At 38.5% G+C, this 18,925-nt stretch carries 15 protein-coding genes and 1 pseudogene; 6 read left to right on the top strand and 10 right to left on the bottom strand.

All coding sequences use genetic code 11. The annotated features are described in order from the left end of the window. The first annotated feature begins 4 nt into the window (after positions 1 to 4). Positions 5 to 250 carry a YfhL family 4Fe-4S dicluster ferredoxin gene (locus P3J6_RS09480; protein ID WP_198522847.1) on the top strand — a complete coding sequence of 82 codons (246 nt, stop codon included), beginning with the start codon at positions 5 to 7 and terminating at the stop codon, positions 248 to 250. A gap of 114 nt (positions 251 to 364) precedes the next feature. On the opposite strand, the gene P3J6_RS09475 is transcribed toward P3J6_RS09480, so the two are convergent. The 10 genes from P3J6_RS09475 to P3J6_RS09430 all read right to left on the bottom strand — a co-directional run bounded on the left by P3J6_RS09475 (position 365) and on the right by P3J6_RS09430 (position 14,346). Continuing rightward, complete coding sequence (locus tag P3J6_RS09475; RefSeq protein ID WP_198522846.1) at positions 365 to 1,096, bottom strand: M48 family metallopeptidase; 732 nt, start codon at positions 1,094 to 1,096, stop codon at positions 365 to 367. Next, complete coding sequence (locus P3J6_RS09470) at positions 1,096 to 4,248, bottom strand: type I restriction endonuclease subunit R (protein ID WP_198522845.1); 3,153 nt, start codon at positions 4,246 to 4,248, stop codon at positions 1,096 to 1,098. Before P3J6_RS09470 ends, P3J6_RS09475 begins: the two co-directional genes overlap by 1 nt. Before the next feature lies 1 nt (position 4,249). Further along, the gene (locus tag P3J6_RS09465; RefSeq protein WP_198522844.1) at positions 4,250 to 6,277 is read right to left on the bottom strand and encodes a DUF262 domain-containing protein; all 2,028 of its coding nucleotides are present in this window, start codon (positions 6,275 to 6,277) and stop codon (positions 4,250 to 4,252) included. Continuing rightward, positions 6,270 to 7,262 carry a DUF7834 domain-containing protein gene (locus P3J6_RS09460; protein ID WP_198522843.1) on the bottom strand — a complete coding sequence of 331 codons (993 nt, stop codon included), beginning with the start codon at positions 7,260 to 7,262 and terminating at the stop codon, positions 6,270 to 6,272. Before P3J6_RS09460 ends, P3J6_RS09465 begins: the two co-directional genes overlap by 8 nt. Beyond that, positions 7,231 to 7,716, bottom strand: coding sequence for a DUF262 domain-containing protein (locus P3J6_RS09455; RefSeq protein ID WP_198522842.1), 486 nt, complete (start codon positions 7,714 to 7,716; stop codon positions 7,231 to 7,233). Before P3J6_RS09455 ends, P3J6_RS09460 begins: the two co-directional genes overlap by 32 nt. Before the next feature lie 163 nt (positions 7,717 to 7,879). Beyond that, the gene (locus P3J6_RS09450; RefSeq protein WP_138626985.1) at positions 7,880 to 9,346 is read right to left on the bottom strand and encodes an ATP-binding protein; all 1,467 of its coding nucleotides are present in this window, start codon (positions 9,344 to 9,346) and stop codon (positions 7,880 to 7,882) included. Continuing rightward, positions 9,346 to 10,728: a restriction endonuclease subunit S gene (locus tag P3J6_RS09445; protein WP_198522841.1), complete on the bottom strand. Its 1,383-nt coding sequence runs from the start codon at positions 10,726 to 10,728 to the stop codon at positions 9,346 to 9,348. Before P3J6_RS09445 ends, P3J6_RS09450 begins: the two co-directional genes overlap by 1 nt. Next, a complete protein-coding gene (locus P3J6_RS09440; protein ID WP_198522840.1) occupies positions 10,725 to 13,205 on the bottom strand; it encodes a type I restriction-modification system subunit M in 2,481 nt (826 codons plus the stop codon). Before P3J6_RS09440 ends, P3J6_RS09445 begins: the two co-directional genes overlap by 4 nt. Before the next feature lie 32 nt (positions 13,206 to 13,237). Continuing rightward, complete coding sequence (locus P3J6_RS09435) at positions 13,238 to 13,477, bottom strand: HTH-like domain-containing protein (protein ID WP_024611833.1); 240 nt, start codon at positions 13,475 to 13,477, stop codon at positions 13,238 to 13,240. 155 nt (positions 13,478 to 13,632) lie between these two features. Further along, on the bottom strand, positions 13,633 to 14,346 hold the full coding sequence (locus P3J6_RS09430; protein WP_198522839.1) for a hypothetical protein: 714 nt from the start codon (positions 14,344 to 14,346) through the stop codon (positions 13,633 to 13,635). Positions 14,347 to 14,537: 191 nt separating this feature from the next. Between P3J6_RS09430 and P3J6_RS09425 the strand changes: the two genes are divergently transcribed. The 5 genes and pseudogenes from P3J6_RS09425 to P3J6_RS09405 all read left to right on the top strand — a co-directional run bounded on the left by P3J6_RS09425 (position 14,538) and on the right by P3J6_RS09405 (position 18,800). Further along, the gene (locus P3J6_RS09425) at positions 14,538 to 15,512 is read left to right on the top strand and encodes a helix-turn-helix transcriptional regulator (protein WP_198522838.1); all 975 of its coding nucleotides are present in this window, start codon (positions 14,538 to 14,540) and stop codon (positions 15,510 to 15,512) included. Between the two features lie 73 nt (positions 15,513 to 15,585). Then, complete coding sequence (locus P3J6_RS09420) at positions 15,586 to 16,683, top strand: cell division protein FtsZ (protein ID WP_198522837.1); 1,098 nt, start codon at positions 15,586 to 15,588, stop codon at positions 16,681 to 16,683. A gap of 141 nt (positions 16,684 to 16,824) precedes the next feature. After that, positions 16,825 to 17,085: pseudogene (locus tag P3J6_RS09415) on the top strand (cyclic-phosphate processing receiver domain-containing protein); the annotation flags it as partial. Between the two features lie 27 nt (positions 17,086 to 17,112). Next, the gene (locus P3J6_RS09410) at positions 17,113 to 17,832 is read left to right on the top strand and encodes an SIR2 family NAD-dependent protein deacylase (protein ID WP_198522835.1); all 720 of its coding nucleotides are present in this window, start codon (positions 17,113 to 17,115) and stop codon (positions 17,830 to 17,832) included. A gap of 152 nt (positions 17,833 to 17,984) precedes the next feature. Then, entirely contained in the window at positions 17,985 to 18,800 is an 816-nt protein-coding gene (locus P3J6_RS09405; RefSeq protein WP_198522834.1) for a TlpA disulfide reductase family protein, read from the top strand. The last annotated feature ends 125 nt before the right edge of the window (positions 18,801 to 18,925 follow it).

Below are 18,925 nucleotides of genomic sequence, written 5' to 3'. Positions count from 1 at the left end.
AATCATGGCTTTACTCATAAACAGCAAGTGCATTAACTGTGACATGTGCGATCCAGAGTGCCCAAATGAAGCAATTTATATGGGCGCTAAAATTTACCAAATAGACCCTGAAAAATGCACCGAATGTGTGGGTCATTACGACAAGCCAACGTGCGTCAGTGTATGCCCCATTGACTGCATAAAGCCCGACCCTAATCATCGAGAAAGTGTGGATGAGCTGGCAGAGAAGTATGTGAGATTGATGGGTTAGTTTAATACTTATTTATCATTTAACATGTGTGATTTTAGGCTAGAGACAGTTTCTTTCGTTATAGTTTTTTGAAATGTGGTTATTTCAAGCTTCAAAATAACTCTCTAATGTTTATCAGTATTGCCAATCTTCATAAGCTAAAGGCAAGCTGTTTAGTAAGTCTCGGCGCTCGCGCCAGTTATGCATATGCTTATCCATCAATGCTTTAAAACGTTCATTATGGTGTCGTTCAAGTAGGTGGATTAGCTCATGCACTAAAATATACTCTAAACATTCAGGTGGCTTTTTAGCAAGTTCAAGGTTGAGCCAAACCCGCTTTGCCTGAATATTGCAGCTGCCCCATTTTGTTTTCATTTTTTTGATATTAAGTGAGTCTGCTTTTACGCCAAGTTTTTTTTGCCATGAGGGCAGTAACTTTTCAATTGATCGTTGCATTTCATCACGATAAAAACGGTTTAATAACTTGAGGCAATTATCGGGTGATGTATTCTCATTCACTTTTAACTCTAACTGACCGCTACCTTTCGCGGTAACGGTAAATTTACCCTCAGACTTTTTTATTGCTAGCCGGTATTTTTTTCCCCAAAGGTAATGACACTCACCATTGACCATTTCACGGATTGACTGTCGTTCTTGCTTGGCAAAGTCAACTTGTTGCTTTTTTATCCAAGCAAGTTTGTTAACAATAGCAAGCCGAATGGTTTGTTCGCTTGTTTTATTAGGCACCGATAATCTAACCTTACCATTGGGCGGTAAAACACTTAGATGGATGTTCTTAATGTCTCGTCGATTAATTTCAACATCAATACCGCCAATTTGTATCACTTCAGTATTAGCCTTATCCACTAATGATATTCCTTTTGGGCTTTTACAAGCTCCATAACTTCATTAATATCGACTTCATAACTCGATGTCTCTTGCCTAATTGCATTAACAATCTCACGCTCTTTAAACCTATCGCCAAGCCACTCAGCTTTTTTTGTGTAGCGCACTGCAGTATCAATTTTACTTGTAAGTACTTCATCATTGCCAAAATTATCGTAAATAGCCTGTTTGGCGGGGCTATCTACTGAAGTAGGGTAGTTATGGGCATTATTGCCTGTCGGGTTTACAACTTTTTTAGCTAAAGCTTTAATTTGTTCTAGGTAGTCTTGGTAGCTTATAGCTTGCTCTCTGCGCTGCGCAATAATAGCGTCAAGTAATGTAGCCATGCTTTCAAAGTACTTAGGGTTTACAGGGTTTTCATCAACGATGGTTTTTCTAACGTTATTTTCAATCGCTTCCGCCATAGATTCTTCATTATTTCTAATGCCTTCAGGTAATGAATCAAGTCCTGCGCCATTATTATTTACCACTAAATCTATTAAGCCAAGTTCCTCAAAATCCATGAGTACTTCGCTATCATCAGCACGAATATACATATCAAGCAAATGTCGCATTGCAGGCTCAAAGCGTTTCATTTCGAGTAAGTCGCCACTGGCTAGTTTTACTTCGTCACGAACTTTCTCAAAATAAGCGACTTCTTTTTTTATTTTTTCAGCTTCAGCCAGTGAATAACCAGCTTGATCCATCTCATTTGCAACATTGGTGTACGCACGTATAAGTTTGGCAACGGTTTGATAAAGGGTTAAACGCAGTGCTTCTTTTTCATTGCGTTCGTTTTCATCTGTTGGTTCAACTCCTGATTCACCACAAAAGTAATGAATAAAGTCTTTAGTATTTCTTGGTGCTTTTACTGGTTCACATAAAGCTCTAACAGCTTCTAATGCATTGTCTAAATCAGATTTAGATTCTTTGAGGCGATCTTTTAATAAACCAGCAACATCGTCTTCATCGTAACCATCAAAAGCTTCAGCGGTAAAATCTTTAATCGCTTTATCTAATGAGCGAAATAAATCTTTATAATCTATAATATAACCATAGTCTTTATCTTCACCGTCAAGCCTATTTACACGACAAATTGCTTGAAACAGATTATGATCAGCCATTTTTTTATCAATGTATAAGTAGGTCGCAGAAGGAGCATCAAAACCGGTTAATAGCTTATCTACTACAATAAGTAACCGCATTTGACCAGGTTCTTCAATAAAGCGTTTTTTAACAGTTTTTTCAAACTCTTCTACGCGTTTTGCTGCTTCTTCTTCCGTTTGCTCAAAATAGTCAGCCAACATTTTGCGATAGGTTGCATATTTAAATAACTTTTCTGTTTTACCTTCACCCGTTTCTTCGCCTTTAATTGTACTTGCTGCTGGTTTATAGCTAGTCACAATTGCACACTTGTTAGCTAAGTCTGATTTACTAAATAAGTCATAAACAACACAGGCTTGATGAACGCTTGCGCAAACTAACATAGCATTACCCCTGCCAGACATGAGTGCAGGTTTGATCTCCATATCCATTAAAATGTCACTAACAATTTGCTCTAAGCGAGATTTACTCGAGAGCACTTTTTGCATCGTGCCCCATTTTTGTTTGAGCTGCATTTTTGCAAGGTTTGAAAGCCCTTTTGTTTTTGCAGCAAACCACTGGTCTACTTTTTTATCAGAGGTTAAATGCTGATCTATATCTCTAGCTTCATACCTTAAGTCAAGTACTACACCATCATTTACAGCTTCATCAAACTTATAGGTGTGAATGTATGGGCCAAATACCTCTAAAGACTTTTTCTTGTCCTTTTTCATTAATGGTGTACCAGTAAATCCAACAAACATAGCCTCAGGTAAAAGCGCTTTCATTGCTTCGTGTAACTTACCCGACTGCGTTCTATGACACTCATCTACAAACACAAATAAGTTGCCTTTAGCAGCAAAGTCATTGGGTAAGTTTTTAGTCAGTGCTTCAAGATAATCTTTTGTTGCTTCTTCATCGTCTTTATCGCTGGGAGCTTCACCATTGCGGCCAAATTTGTGCACTAGTGAGCAAAATAGCCAAGGGTTAGGTTGGTTTAAGGTGGCAACTAAATCTTGGCCACTTTGGGTACGATATATCTCTTCATCAACACCAGAAAACACCTTCTCAATTTGTTCATCTAATTCGGTTCTATCCGTCACGATTAATACTCGTGAGTCCGTTATGTTTTCGCGTATCCACTTAGCGAGCCACACCATAGTGAGGCTTTTACCGGAGCCTTGAGTGTGCCAAATAATACCATCTTGCTTTGCTGTTACATGTTTTTTAGCGGCTTGAATACCAAAAAACTGATTATGCCGACAGGTTTTTTTAACGCCTGCATCAAACACAATAAAGTCATGTATAAGCTGCAAAAACCGATGTTTATCGCATAATTGAGCAAGATGAGTATCTAGTAAGGTGTCTGCTGTTACCCCCGCAGCTGGTAAGCCTTGTATACTATTTTGCTCTTTCCATTCTAAGTAATATTTTTCAGAGGTTTCAATAGTACCGTAGCGTATACCTTGCGTATCGTTACCCGCCATAACCAGTTGCATGGTGCTAAAAAAATTACGAATAAAATCTTTTTTCTGGTTATCTAAGTTTTGACGAATGCCTTCACTTACTGAGACCGAGGATCGCTTTAATTCAATTACGCCTAGAGCAATGCCGTTTACATAAATCACAATATCAGGGCGCTTTCTTTTAGGTGATAGTTGGTCGCCTTTTACGGTTACCTCTTCAGCAATCGCAAAATGATTAGCTTCTGGGTTCTCCCAATCGATCAGCCAAACTGTTTGATTTTGCTCACCCGTGCCTTCTTTCTCTTTTACGCCATAACGCAGTAGTCGGTATACATCTTTATTAGCATCAAAGAGCTTTTTACCTTCGCCTAGAGCTGCGGCAGTGTCTAATTTTCGTAGTGCACGCTTAATAAGCGCTTCAGGTGTTCCACGGGCTTTAAGCCATTTAGTAAGTAATGGCGTTTCAATGTTGTTGTTGCCTTCGCGGTATTCCCAATCACCTAGATAGTCGTAATTAAGCTGCTCTTTGAAAAATGTTACTGCTCGGCTTTGGGTTTTTCGTTCTAATTGACCGACATTACTCATATTACTTCCTTGTTTGCGTTTTCTTTTTTGTTTTTGTTGAACCACATAAAATAGACAGCATTTCTTGTCCATGCTTTATTATTTGGGTGTCTTCCCAGCTATCGTCTTGCTCCATTAGTTGTAGCATTTCATATAGCTTTAGGCTATCGATCTGATTTTTCTTTAATCCAGCGGTAAAATGATTAAGTTTTGTTTTAGGGGGGAAATTACTTAAACGTGAATTTTTACTATGACTTATTAAGCACAAATTACCGAACTCATGAAGCGAACCACCTTTAAGTGGTTCGAAGTCATTCATTGGATGTTGCGGATAAAAGTGCTCAACTGAGCTTCTAAATGTAAACTCGAACTCAGAAATAACAGCTGTTGAATTACGCTTTTTTCGCCAAAGCAAATAATCAAGATAGTTAAAAACAAAGTTATTCTCTATTTCCCCAAAACACAGCTTATCAATATTAATATCATTTGCGGTTAAATTTTTTGGATAGTCGTTTGATTTCGACTTATAAATCATTTCAAAGTACGTTTTACCCTCTTGGTGAGAGAGAAAACGGTCAAATATAAAGCGTTTAGCTACCCGTCTTAGGTGCTTCATGTAACCTTCAAAATCCACTTCTTCTGCGTTGTATAGATAGTAAAGAGCAGCATTGAGCCAATGCTTATAAACCAAAGTCGGAGTGGAAACATGAAAAGCCGACAGCAACATTAGGCATACTCGGTTTTCTCCCTTAAAGCCATCTTCATCATCTAGTTCATTACTGCCACCAAAAGTGTTTATATAGCTTTGGCTTTTTGTATTATAAAAATGCAGACGCTTTAAGCTCCATTTATCTTTACCGTCACTAAATTCACGTTTGATGATGAATTGGTCAAAAAGGTATTTGCACTTTAATAATGCATAAACGAAGTCTTTTACTGCTTTAACTTTATTGTTGCTGTCTTTTAAATATCTATCAAACTGTTCTAGTAAGCGCTTATCGTCTAATGCGATGTCTTGTTTTGTTAAAACTCGTAACACATGAAGTAAGAAGTTTGAAAAGTTAATCACGCTATTAAAGCGCTCAGGTGTAAGCGTAATATCTGTCCCTAAAGACGACGGTGGTGGCTTGGCTAACATGTCATTTAGCGAAAGAGAGGCGCTTTCAATTTTTCCGCTCTGTTTTGTTTTGGCTACGCTTTCAATACACGCAGCTAAATCAGCATAATTTATTGGCGTAAATTGCCCCCAGTCGTCTTTACCAAATATGCAGTGGCGCTCATCTGGATTAAAACCATACTGAATGTAACGTTCCATATTAGCGGTAGCGTCCCAGACCTTACTTAATAATTCTTTATCATTGTCATCGGTTAGCACCGACATCAATCTTGCTTTAATCACTTCATGCTTTTCAAGCTGCTCACCACGGTTATTCATTACCTCAAAGTAATGATTCAAATCGGTATCTTCTGGTACACAAACACGAGTAATTTCTACTTTATCGAATAAGTCAGAGCAAAAACCTTCTAGCTTAGCTCCAAGCGCTAATAAGCCCTTTTCAAGTAATGTATAACCATTAATTACATCTAAATTATAGTCATCTGTGCTTAGATTCTCTAAAGCAACGCCCTGAATCAAACTTGCAAAAGTGTCAGATGACTTCTGACGACTTTCAAAACTGAGATTTACTACGTCATACCAACCCATATCAAAGGTTTGATGCTTAGTGACCATACGTTTAAGAGCAAAAGCCAATAAGGTAAGGGTCGTAAAGCGCTGCTGGCCATCTATGACTTCATAGCTGTCATCTTTGCGCTTAAACACCACCAATGTACCAATATAATAGGTTTGATTTGGTTTATTTTCCTGATAATCCAACACATCTTGTATTAATTGATTAATTTCACCTTCACCCCATGCATAGTTACGTTGATACATAGGGACTAAATATCGGTTAGTATCACTTAATAACTCTTTAACTTTGTAAGTATGTATCTGATTGTTCGCATTGACTTTACTGCTTTGCACCTTGAGTGCTTGGACATTATTCATAGTACTTCATTTCCTCAAACAGATTAGCGATCTCGGTAAGCTTAGTTCCATTACATTCAGACTTTTTCAATGTTGGTAAAGGCCAATTTAATACATCACTTGGTTGTACTGCTTGTTTTATACGCTCAAACACATTATGGGTGAGTGCATGTTTATTCATGCGCTCAATACCAACAACCTGCATTTTCAAGCGGCAGCTATAAGCCCAAATAAACAGCTTTTCTATGGCTTGAGATAGCTCATGTGAGCCAAACTTATCTAAATAAAAAATCACCGCGCAATCAAATAGATTACGTATATAGCCATCACCTGTTCGTGTACGTGAACTGTAGCTGTTAAGTGTGTATAAAATCTTACAAGCACGTGGTTCTAGTTCGTTATCTAATATGCGAATAAGCTGCTTAGGGTCGTTATTTTTGCTATTACGTTCATCGCTCACTATCTCAGCAATTTTTTGCTGATAATGACTCGTCATTTCAAAAAAGCGCCTACCGTTTATAATCATTTGATCAAGGTGGAAAGGAAAACGCATACGTTGATGATCAATATGGCGCTGATATTGCGCGTTATAGTCATCAACAAAGTGATGGGAAATGCGAAGTGGTTCTACATATGGGTAAAGTCCAACCTGGTCAAGATTTACCCCTTTAAATAATCCCACTTGTGATTTGTTAAAATACAGTGCCGATTTCCCTTGTGCCCAGTTGCGAATACGAAATAAGTAGTTAGCAAACAATCGTGCTAGCTGTCCGCTCTCTAAGCTTTCCCAATGGCGTACAGAATCGGCTTTTAATTCGGTTTCAGCGTCTGAAAACTCACGTAAATGAAAGGCTTTTAACAAATCGTGCGGATCTAAATCTCGGCCTCTGGCATTTTGTGAATCAAAAAACTGAAAGGCTTCAGATACATCATTAAGTACAAAAGTAACCACTTCACAGCGTTTCAATAAAAACTCAATATCGGCCTCCGGCCTCGGTAAAATCACTGCGTGCTACCGCGCGTTTAGCTGCCATAAAATTTTGATGTAAATTACGATGCGATATATCACTATTAAAGGTTTGACGTTGTAAAAAATTATTAATTGGTTGTTCAAGTGAGAGCAGCAATGTTTTTACATCTTGACGTTTAATTTGTGCATTAAAGTCATTTGTATTGAGCCGTTCATCTAGCAAGGCTTTTACCAACAGCACAAGTGTGAGCGTACGTTGCTGCCCATCAACAATGTCGAGCGTTTCTTGTTTTTTTTCTGAGTGTTGATGAAATACAATAGATCCAAGGCGGTAAGCTAATTTACCTCTATAAATTTTTAAATCACCGAGCAAATCAGCAAGGTTAGCTTGTGTCCATTTGTAAGGGCGTTGATAGTTAGGTATAGCTAAATTACTCTTTTTGAGTAATGTGCTAACCGATATAATGTCCTTATTAAGTTTTCCTGTCATAGTTATTATTTCAACTTCACATTTTAGACTATTAAAACTCTTTATTTATAAAGTAATCAAGCAAATTGATTTAAATAAAGTTTATAAATTACAGTTTGTTATGTTTTTTTTTGCTTTATAAAATCACTTAATTGATTGTCTAGTCAAGCAACGGTCAAGCAAATTAATACCAGTGTGGTACGTAGCGCATTGCTTTGGTTCCTGCATCGGCATCATAAGGTTTAATTAAGCCCGCATGGACTGTATCCTTTATTATTCTGCTTACCATTGCGCTATTCTTTTCTGCAATAGCAAAGCGCTCGCGTAGCGACTTATTATTCATATGCTCTCTGTTTACATGCTTTAAACAACAATGCTGATAACAGGCACGAATACGATCTTCTTTGTCCATTTCAGCAAATTCCCTATGACCAAATAAAACAGAACGAGTATGGTGCTCTGTTACTTCAAATAAAGGGGCAGGTAATTGATATAACTCAGTTTGAAAAATAACTTTATCAATACCCGTACCGCGCTCTTCACAAATATTAATACGACGCATAAAAGAAGCTAGCGCTTCGTTACGGCTTCTAGGTGGGGAATCTAAAAATCGATCTGTATCGACTAGCGGAATACCAGGGTTGGTTATTTCCATGCGCGTATCGAATAGCTCAACCATAGGTCCTGTGCCTGTTAACGAAAAATCTTGATGAATAATAGCGTTAGCCGCTAATTCGCGTATCGCTAGCTCTGGATACATAGGTACTTCTTTACGAAATGCTTTGCCAATTTCTTCATTAGAAGGCAGTAGGGTCTTTAAATAATCTATAAGTCCTTCGAAGCCAACGGCATAGCCTTTATTACCTTCGAGTTCTCGTACTGTTTCTACTCGGCTATTCCCTTTATACTGTACTAACCGTACGGCTTTGCGAGCTAGATGCTGAAAATCTTGCAGCTTTTTAGCAAATAATATCGCCCCTAAATTGGTAATATGCCATTTACCCGCTTGCGTTGCACTAATGAGTTTATCAGCTTCAAGTGCGTTTAAAATCCCTTCGCGACCTTCAGGTAGAGGCAAATTAACTAAGTCAAAATAAGAGGGGTAATCTATAAGCTTCAGCACTTCTTCAACATTGCAATTTTCTGCTGCTAATTGTTGCTCAAACGGGGTGTTATCAAATACGCGCCATAAGGCACGTTCTTTTTCGGGATATTCACGTAGCTTTTTTTTGTAAGAGCCAATACGAATAAACTCTGTACCATCAAATTGCACAGGTGTATGCGCTGCTGCCTGCACCTCCAAAATAACAACAGGTAAATCGTTAACATGGCTAAATTCGTAAAACTGAAAATGTATTTTGGGTGCGGTTTTTTGTAACAACCAGCTCTCTAGCTCTTGCCCTTTATGCTTTTGAGTTGAAGGTTTAAAGTTCGTACCAATTACATCATGGGTCTTATCATCTACACCATAAACTAAGTACGCAGTTTGCTTGCCAAGTAGCGCGGCTGAGTTTGCGAGTGCAGAGATATATTCGCCAATTTTAATCACATCAACATTATGCTTAAATTCCACCCATTCGGTTTCATCGGGTAAATGGCATAACTCTTTTAACAGAGCTCGCAGCTGGGCAAGGCTTTGTTCTGTCGGCATCAGCTACCTCCATCCTGTTCAGTTTCAAGTCTTTTAAATGGCAACCTTGTACGACCCGTGAGTAGCTGTTGCATCATGCCTTGTTTTATTTGGCGGGTTTTCGCCAAGCACTGTTCAAGGGTTTGAATTTCGCTATCCATATCCGAAAGGATGGTGGCGATGGCGGTTTGTTCTTCTGGTGAAGGTAGTAATATTGGAAACTCTAATATCGTACTCGTTTTTAAAAATGTTGTTCCTACTTGAGTTGCTCTTGATGCGACTAGAGAACGGATATAATTACTTTTAAATAGAAAAGACATGAAGTTAGAATTGCAGTTTTTCTTGAAGCGAATCAAAGCAACATTATGGTCATAGACTGTTGGCTCGGATAGCTCTTTAATAATCATGACTTTTCCGACACCTTCTAGTTTTACCGATGCCAAAGCAATAATTAGATCACCTATTTTTGCGCTATACGCTTTGTTTTCTATGTTAGTTGTTTTTACTCTCTGAACGATATCGGGGTTGAAAGAGTCATTCTTAAAAACATCCCCAAGTTTAATAATCGCTGTACCAGTTCCGTAGAGGTTTTTATCTTTGTAGAGGCCAGAAGGTATTCTGTTTTCCTCTAATAAATATCCTAGATTTCTGACATCCCAATCTTCAGGAATTTCGCCCAGTTCACTAGATTTTGTGCTTTTTCGCTTACCTTCGACAGCGCCTTCGGTGTAAGTGGCAAACTGCGGTAAACGGGTTTTTCCTGTTAGCAGTTGCTGCATGGTGGCGGTTTTAATCGCTTGTTTTTTCGCGATCAGTTTTTCTAATTCTGTTAATAGCGCATCAACATCGGATAAAGCATTGGCAATAGCGGTTTGCTCTTTTTTGGGTGGTACTTTTATCTTGAGTTGCAGCAAGTCTCTTGTATAAATCGCTGCTACACTTGTTGTACCTATTGCAATGCCAGCAAGGTTAGTTACAAATTGCTCTGTATTCATTGCGGCATTCATATAAGCATTACTTGATACAAGATTTGCTTTAAACGATAACCTCATGATATTTGAATTAAAGTATGCTTCAGGCAGCTCATTCTTCCAGATCGCGACTTTTCCGACTAATTTCAAAGTGTTTCTTGTATTAAATAAAACATCGTCAAACTTTAACTTATCTTTGGGGCTGACAGAGCCAATTACATATTCAAGCTTGTTTAGTTTTATTTTTCCTCGGTCTAAATTTCCCATTTTTATTAAAGGATAGTTTGATTCAGTCTCCAAGTTCTTATAATTACCTCCAAGTTGTGTGGAACTAATTAGCATATATAGAGATGATACTTCCCAGTCATTAGGAATCACCCCAAGCTCAGTCTGTTTATATCCTTTTGAAACAGTTTGCTCTAGAGTGCTCATAGTGACCACTCCAAGCCCATTGCTTTTAGGTGGTTTTCGACTTTATTACTTAGGTCATTAACTGATAGTGTCAATTTTGGTAATGCTGCGCTATATCGCTCTTCCAACTCTTTTACGCGGTTGGCCATTTGTTGGGTAACCCGTTCAATTTCAGCAATAATATTAGCTTGTAATGTCGCTAGCCATTTGTCATCAACAATCAGGGTTTTAATTTCATCAATAGTCAGTTTTGGATATTGGTTAAATACGGCTAAATCCAAAGCCTCTTGCGCTTCTTTTACCGATTTTTTGGCAGCAGTTTCAGCATTAAACAACTTGGTTGCTTGTTTAAGTGCTTTAACTTCGTCAGCATCGGTTGCTAACTTAGCTCTTGCGGCAATGCTGGCTTTGGTGATTTTGTCTTTATCGTTCATGGCGTCAGCTAATAAACAATCTTCAGCACCATTTTCCTCAAGGTAGCTTTCTAGTGCTTGGCTGGCTGCGTCTTGTTTTGCTTGCAGGGTATCAACCTGAGCTTGTTCGTCAGCAAAATAACGGGCAACGATTAGGTTTGGTGGAATAAGCTCGGCTTTGTACTTTGTTTTATTGATAATTAAATCAGGTGTTTCTTTAAGCTTTTCGCCTTTTTTAGCGATTAACTCACGTAAAGTACTACCTGACTGCCAATCATCTTGTGCAAGTACATATACATCGTCTTGTAGGATGTCGGCCCAATAATCCATTAGGATTTGGTAAATGTCGTATTTACTGAGTAGTTCACTATTGGCATAAGCGCTGAGTAAGTTTTCTGAAATATCGAAAATAAACTCTTTTGGATTATCGCCTACTTTAATATCTTTTAATTTAGCTTCTGGTATCCACTGTTTAAATGGCAATAAGCTACGGCTGGCAAAGTCTTTAAACTCATGATGAGCAAGAATGCTACTTTTAACTTGGCTGGCTTCAAGCATACAGAGGCTGTAACCGCTTCGTTTAGGGTCAGGCGCTGGCTTGAAAAGAGTCGCCCTAATGCTTGGGAACACTTGCCAGTAATGCTGTAATGCATCGATATCACGGTTAGGAATACCGCCTTGAAGGTGAGCGCTTAAATCGTGTAAATCTTCTGGCTCACTTGAGTCGATATAACGAGGGATATTAAGGTTAAAGTCATTCTTGGCGATTTCGTCAATCGGTACTAATCGGCTAAAGCGTTCAAGCTGTAAACCTTTGTTAAATACATCAACAACTTTATGTATGTCTTGGCTGCGCAGGCGGTTTTTGTTGCCGTCTTTAATAAAGCCTTTGGAAGCATCAATCATAAAAATAGAGCGACCTGCAATGGTCGGTAGGTTTTTATCGTCTTCATTAAAATTAGTAACCGCTTTTTGCGCGTGTTCTTTATCGATCACGATAATACAAGCAGGAATGCCCGTACCGTAGAACAGGTTAGCGGGTAAGCCAATAATGCCCTTGATGTAACCTTGCTTGATTAGGTTTTCACGAATGGTGGCTTCGGCATTGCCCCGAAATAATACTCCGTGTGGTAATATCACAGCTCCTTTACCGGTACTTTTTAAGCTCTTAATAATGTGTAGTAAAAAGGTATAGTCACCATTTTTTTCTGGTGGTATGCCCCACGTAAAACGGTTATATAAGTCGTTTTCTGGGGTTAAGCCGCTAGTCCAGTTTTTGTTTGAAAAAGGCGGATTAGCAACTGCAAAATCAAATGTTTTAAGTTGACCATTTGCGTCTTTCCAATGTGGTTCTGAAAGCGTATTACCCTTGAAAATTTTAGCCGTTGTATTGTTGTGTAATATCATGTTCATACGAGCGAGTGCGCTAGTCGCGTTATCCATTTCTTGCCCGTAAATAGACAGCCCTCGGGGTGCTTCGTCACTGGCTTTTAATAATAACGAACCTGAGCCCGATGTAGGATCGTACGCTGTAGCATCTTGCGGGGTATCTTTTGTTATTCCCACTACTTTGGCTAATATTTGTGAAACTTCTGATGGCGTATAAAACTGGCCTTTTGATTTACCCGATTCAGTCGCAAAGTGGCGCATTAAAAACTCATAAGCATCACCTAATAAGTCGTCGCCGCCAGCGCGGTTTGTTGATAAGTCTAACCCCTGAAATATACCTACCAATTTGGTTAGGCGATCAATCATGTCTTTGCCTTTGCCGAGCTTGTCTTCATCGTTAAAGTCGGCAACATCAATCACGCCCTTAAGGTCGTTTTCTTCAGCAAGGGCTGAAATGATTTTATTAATTTTATCGCCAATTTCTTTATCGCCTTTAGCGGCAATCATATCGTCGTAGCTGGCACCTTTTGGTACGACTATCATGCCGTAAGGGTCGCCTTTAAATTTGTCGCTTACGTACTTCATAAATAACATAGTCAGTACGTAGTCTTTATATTGGCTGGCATCCATACCACCACGTAGTTCGTCACAACTTGCCCAAAGAGATGAATAGAGTTCTGTTTTTTTAATAGCCATTGGAGTTTCGTTTAATCCTTGTGAAAGCGTGATTAGAGCAAGTCGGTGCTTAAGCCTGCGGCTTTGAGTCGTTGAGTGAGGTTGCGCATTTTTGAAAATTCAGTGCCAAAACTGTCTTTTAACCCTACACCTTGGCAAAATTCTTTAGCGGTTATGCTTTTTAGATTATCAGCGTATTTAATCATTTGTAGGTGCATTTCGACAGTAAACTGATTGCGTGGCGCGTTGTTTAACGCTGTTTTGATATTATCGAATATCACTTGCTCGTTCATAAGAGTGTACTTTGAGATGAGTATTTAGCTAATTTATATAAATTAGCTAAATAAGCAAGTGAAGATTGATGATTGTTTTTCTTTATGTGGCTAACTTATTGTAAAAAATAGATTTACTGTAATGTTGATTTGATAAATATTAAGCCTCATTACTATCAATCAAACCTTAGAGTGTTTGCCATTTCAAACACATCATCAGTAACATCTTTTGCTCTGTGTCCTTTTCCTTCAGGTTGGCAAACAAATTTAAGAGAGTCTCGAATTGATACTGCTTCTCCAGAGTAGTCATCGCCGATGATGAAATTATCTGCAAAAGGAGCAATGGCATTTGCAAATGCTGAATTGATTATATCTCGTGACTCAAAATCTCCGTTTTCTAATGAGATCATTGCACCAATTATTGCAGCATCTATCATAGTACCTTCAAGCCAATTGCATGATGAAGCGTATCCCATACACCACCTAAGGCCTGATTCTTGAATATAAACTTCCATTTCAAGGGTTTTCTTGCCAATAAAGCAAGAGCCGAACAAAAGTCCTGTTATGTTTTGACGCTGCGAAATATAAGATACTTCACCAAGTATGTGGTCAACTTTTACATTACCAATTTTGTCTTCATATCCATGAGCGGCAATATAAATAATGGTATTTTTGAAGCCTTCACGGGTGATACAATCTAGTGCGTAATCAAAACTTTTTTTATCGTAAAAGTTTGCATGAAAGACTTCTGTATCACCGGTATATTTTGCAATTCCTTGCATGAAAGGAACGACAGAGCTTCTGTTATTGTCTTTTTCATCTAACCCCCAAGGCGACTCTAAGACCAGAATTGCGTTTGTAGAGCTTCCTCTTCTTTTTATAATTCCCATACTATTTCCTTTTATAAATATTTAAAATCGACTCTGTAATGTACTAACAGTAACAAAAGTACTAGTATTTTCAATTTATATTAGAGGTTTATTTGATATGTAATAATTTAATTAGATATTTGAATTAATTGATATTAATAACATATTATGAAAATTAGATAATTTTCTACTAGCTGGTAAGACTAATAAAAATGAAACCTTTACGATACCTAACTCTTCTGGAATATATACCTATCAGCCCTTTAAGTATTTCAGTCAAACAGCTACAAGATGATTTATCACAGCGAGGTGTTGAATTATCAACCCGCATGCTTCAACGCGACCTACAATCACTTTACGACCAAGGTTGTTTTGGCCTTGAAAAAGACACGCGCAGCAAACCGTATGGTTGGTCTATCAATGCGCAGTGGCGAGGTGGTAACGCGAAAATAATGAGCAGTGAGGTCGCTGAACATTATTTGTTGTTGGAGCAGTTACTACCGCAATCTGTCCCCAGTGATGTTAAACGCTCAGTTCATATTAAAGCCGAGCAGGCGCTTAAACGTTTTAATGGCCATGTGCCTAACTGGCTTTCAACCCATCCTAAGCCTTCGTTAAAAGTGAATGTTGATACTCAGTTAGTTAAGCAAATAGAGCATGCGATTAGGCACAAGCGAGCTGTAAGTGCTGAGCTTTATAGGGTACTTTACGGTGAGGCACATTGGTTAAAATTTGCTGAGTTAAGTTTTTACAACATAGTTGAGCAAGACGGGGTGTTGATGGCGCAGTTTATGGTGGGAGAGATTCACGATAAATGCTACCAGATGCCGGTTTACCGCATTCGTAATGTACACACTTTGCAAAAGACACGACGTGAGCCAAGCACTGAGCAGTTAAAATCGTTACGAAGTGCGATTAATAAAGGTATGAAGCAAGAAACGATTGAGTTAGTTGTGAAAGTGCCTAGTCACTCTGCTTTTAATCAAGGGTTTATTGAGCTTGGTGAGCTGACAGACAAGCAAAGTATTGATAAAAAAAGCGCATTACTTACCTACCAAACTATTGATACTGAACAACTAACCGATGAGCTATTTAAATGTGCCCATTGGCTTGAGGTTATTAAACCTGAAAAGTTGCGACAAAGAATCACTACAAAGCTTAAAGCGGCCGCTAACATCTATAAATAACTCCAACTTGTTTAGGTGCGTCAAAAATTGACGCACCTGTTTGTTATGCTCCTTTAAAAGTTAAGGAGGTGTTATGTTTCAATTAATTCAGCAAAATGATGGTTTATCAATCGGTGTATTTGGTATTGGTGGGTGCGGTTGTAACACGCTCAACAGTATTTTTGAACAACGTGAATCTGAACAAGCGCACTTGTACAGTGTTAATACTGATAAAGTGGTACTTGAACATACACAGAGTGATGAAGCAGTACTAATAGGTGCTGAGCTCACTCATGGGTATGGTGCCGGAGCCGACCCTAAAGTTGGGCTGCAAGCAGCAGAAGAAAGTAAAGAGCAGCTTTTAACACTCATTAATGGCTGCGATATAATTCTGTGTGCAACAGGGTTGGGTGGTGGCACTGGGACTGGCGCTAGCCCTTATATTGCAGAGCTTGCTAGTGAGCAAGGCAAACCCATTATATTTGTTGCTACACTACCATTTAGTAGTGAAGGTGAGTTTAGAAGTAATATAGCGCAAACCGGCCTAAATGATCTAAAAGAACATGCGAATGCGGTTATTACGCTCCCAAACGATCAACTGATTGAGGTGCTTGGTAACGATATAGGATTATTCGATGCCTTTAAGCATAGCAACCAAATACTTCATTCACTGATCAAGTCACTAATCGATATGCTTTGCTTTCAAGGGCTTATTAACGTTGATTTAAATGATTTCGCTAAAATTATGGATTGCCAGGGGGATGCAGTACTAGGTGTTGGTAAATGCAATGATGAGAGCGAGCTTACTACTGCACTTGATAGTGCCCTTAATAACCCGTTAGTTAATCAAGTGGATATGTCGTCAAGTACGGGTGTGATAATACAAGTAAATTGTAAGGATGAAATTTCACTGGGTAGCTATAACCTTATTACTGATACAGTGCGCCAGCAGGTGAGCCCAAATGCGTTGGTTATTTGTGGTGTTTCTAAAATTGAAAATTTAGCAACGAATTATGAACTGTTGATCATCGCCACTGGTGCAAGCGCTAAGATGATTGTTGAACCTTTTAATAAAGCGCCTAGTAGCGAAACCGAACAATCGCCAGCTGCTAAAGCCAAACCTCAACCCTCTGATATTTTTGACATACCAGCGTTTATACGTAATCAAGCTCCAGCACCATGTGGAAAATAACTATTATTATATAGCTTAAAGGGTTGTTAGTTATTGCTTTCAGAGTCTTAATACATTTTTCAGTGAGATAAACCTATGAACGTATACTTAGATGATGAAAGAGAAACACCAGGCGGTTGGTTATGAGCCTATTGGCCTAGTGAAGTGATTAAACTTTTGAAGACTGATAAAGTAAAGCTGCTCAGCCTTGATCATGATTTAGGAAATGACAATAAAGGCACTGGTTATGATGTTTTACTTTGGATTGAGCGGGCAGTGTTTATTGATGGCTTTGTACCGCCAGCAATAGCCGTTCACTCAGCTAATAGCTCAGCTCGAATTAAAATGGAACGCGCAATTACACAAATTAATTTACTGGCTAAAAATCAAAAGGGTTCTAAACGCTGTGATGACGAGTGCTGAACTTTGCAAGTAAACAGGAATATTTTTATGAATACGTTATACATTACAGGGGCGGGTGTGAGTGCTGCTAGTGGTATTCCTACTTTTCGTGGTGAAGATGGCTTTTGGACCATTGGTAGTAAAAATTATACGCCTATGGAAATGGCGACTCGTGCCATGTATAAAAATAATCCGCGAGAGTTTTTAGCCTGGTATTATCATCGCTTTGCTACCTATCGTCATCATGGTCCTAATGAGGTGCATAGTTGGCTAAGCGACAAAAACCTAATTACCCAAAATATTGATGGGCTAGATGGTAAGGCGGGTAATAAAAATTACATTGTGATTCATGGTCGGCTTGATCAAATGACTTTATTTCATCATCAGGGCGATGACATTACACCACAAACAACTCCTTGGGATAATGTTGATGAGAGCAACTTACATCGCTCTTTACTGGAGCTATTCAATATTGAAAATAACCAGCCTAAGCTTAATCATTCTCTAAAGCCCTTTGTGCTGTTATTTGATGAATATTACACCGAGCTATACCGTATTACTGAGGCGCAGCAGCGAATGATGAATGCCGATAAAATGGTATTTATGGGTACCTCTTTTAGTGTAAACATTACCCAAATGGCACTAGAGATTGCACGTAATTATGCTATTCCAATTGAAATTGTTGACCCTGAACCTACTCATATACTGCACTCAAATGTAAGTTATAAAAAAATGACTGCATTGGAGTACATACAGCAACAAGGTTAATTAGGTAACTAGGTTATGTATTGCTGCTGGCATACATCGCCTATTATGCGTTATTAATAATCAGTACAGCTTACATTATGTTATTGTTGGTATTTAATTCACGCTGGTACTCGTTATTTTAGGTACTTAAATACATTATAAGAAGTCGTAAAATGTTAAGTATTTCTCTTGGGCCTTTGGTTATTTCCATTTCTCAGTTAATTATTTTTTTAGGGTTAGGCATTTTTTGGGGGCTTACCTATTTATTGACGCGCCAACATCCATTACAAAAAGCAATTTTAGATACGGTTTTTAAAGCAATTGTGGTGGGCTTTTTAGTCTCGCGTTTAGCGTTTGTGTTTACTATGTGGGATGCTTATCAAGGTAATTGGTGGCAGCTTTTTAATATTAGCGACGGCGGCTTTATTGGTTATTATGGCTGGCTCAGCGGTATAGTTGTTTTAGCGTTTTATGCGCGCGGTAAAAAAGCGGTAATGAAAAACTACGCTATTGCTGGGTTTGTAGGTTTTTGTTCAATGGTTATTCCTAACTTTGCACTGTCTATTTATCAAACGGGTGTGCAATTACCGCAATCGGTTGTGCATAATATGCAAGGGCAGCAAGTTAACTTACAAAACTTTAAAGGTAAGCCGGTGGTTATTAACTTTTGGGCGTCGTGGTGTCCGCCGTGTCGAAAAGAAATGCCAGTGCTACAAGCTGCTCAAAAAAATAATTCAAATATTACGGTGGCGTTTGTCAATCAAGGTGAAGACTTACACACGGTAAAAGCGTTCCTTAATGAACAGCAACTCGACCTTAATCATGTGTTTTTTGACCAAAGCAGTAATGTGAGTCGTGAATCAGGTGCTGCGGGCTTACCAACCACTTTGTTTTATAATAGCCAAGGTGAGTTAGTCACCAGTCATATGGGAGAACTTTCTCATGCAAGTTTAGGTTATTATATTCAGGCTATTAGTGATAAAAAATAATAGTGTTTGTTGTTTGGCCTAGTTACTCCTTCCTAAGCAGCTAAATAGCCATTTTGCGGCTTAACTACCTACTTTTATTAGAGTAGGTTACTTATTGAGATAGCATTCATTTATTCGTCAGTTTG

Source organism: Pseudoalteromonas sp. 3J6 (assembly GCF_903995135.1).
In the GTDB taxonomy this organism is placed as follows: Bacteria; Pseudomonadota; Gammaproteobacteria; order Enterobacterales; family Alteromonadaceae; genus Pseudoalteromonas.
The sequence above is the reverse complement of the archived record's forward strand: the minus strand, read 5'-3'. Positions and strand labels throughout refer to the sequence as shown.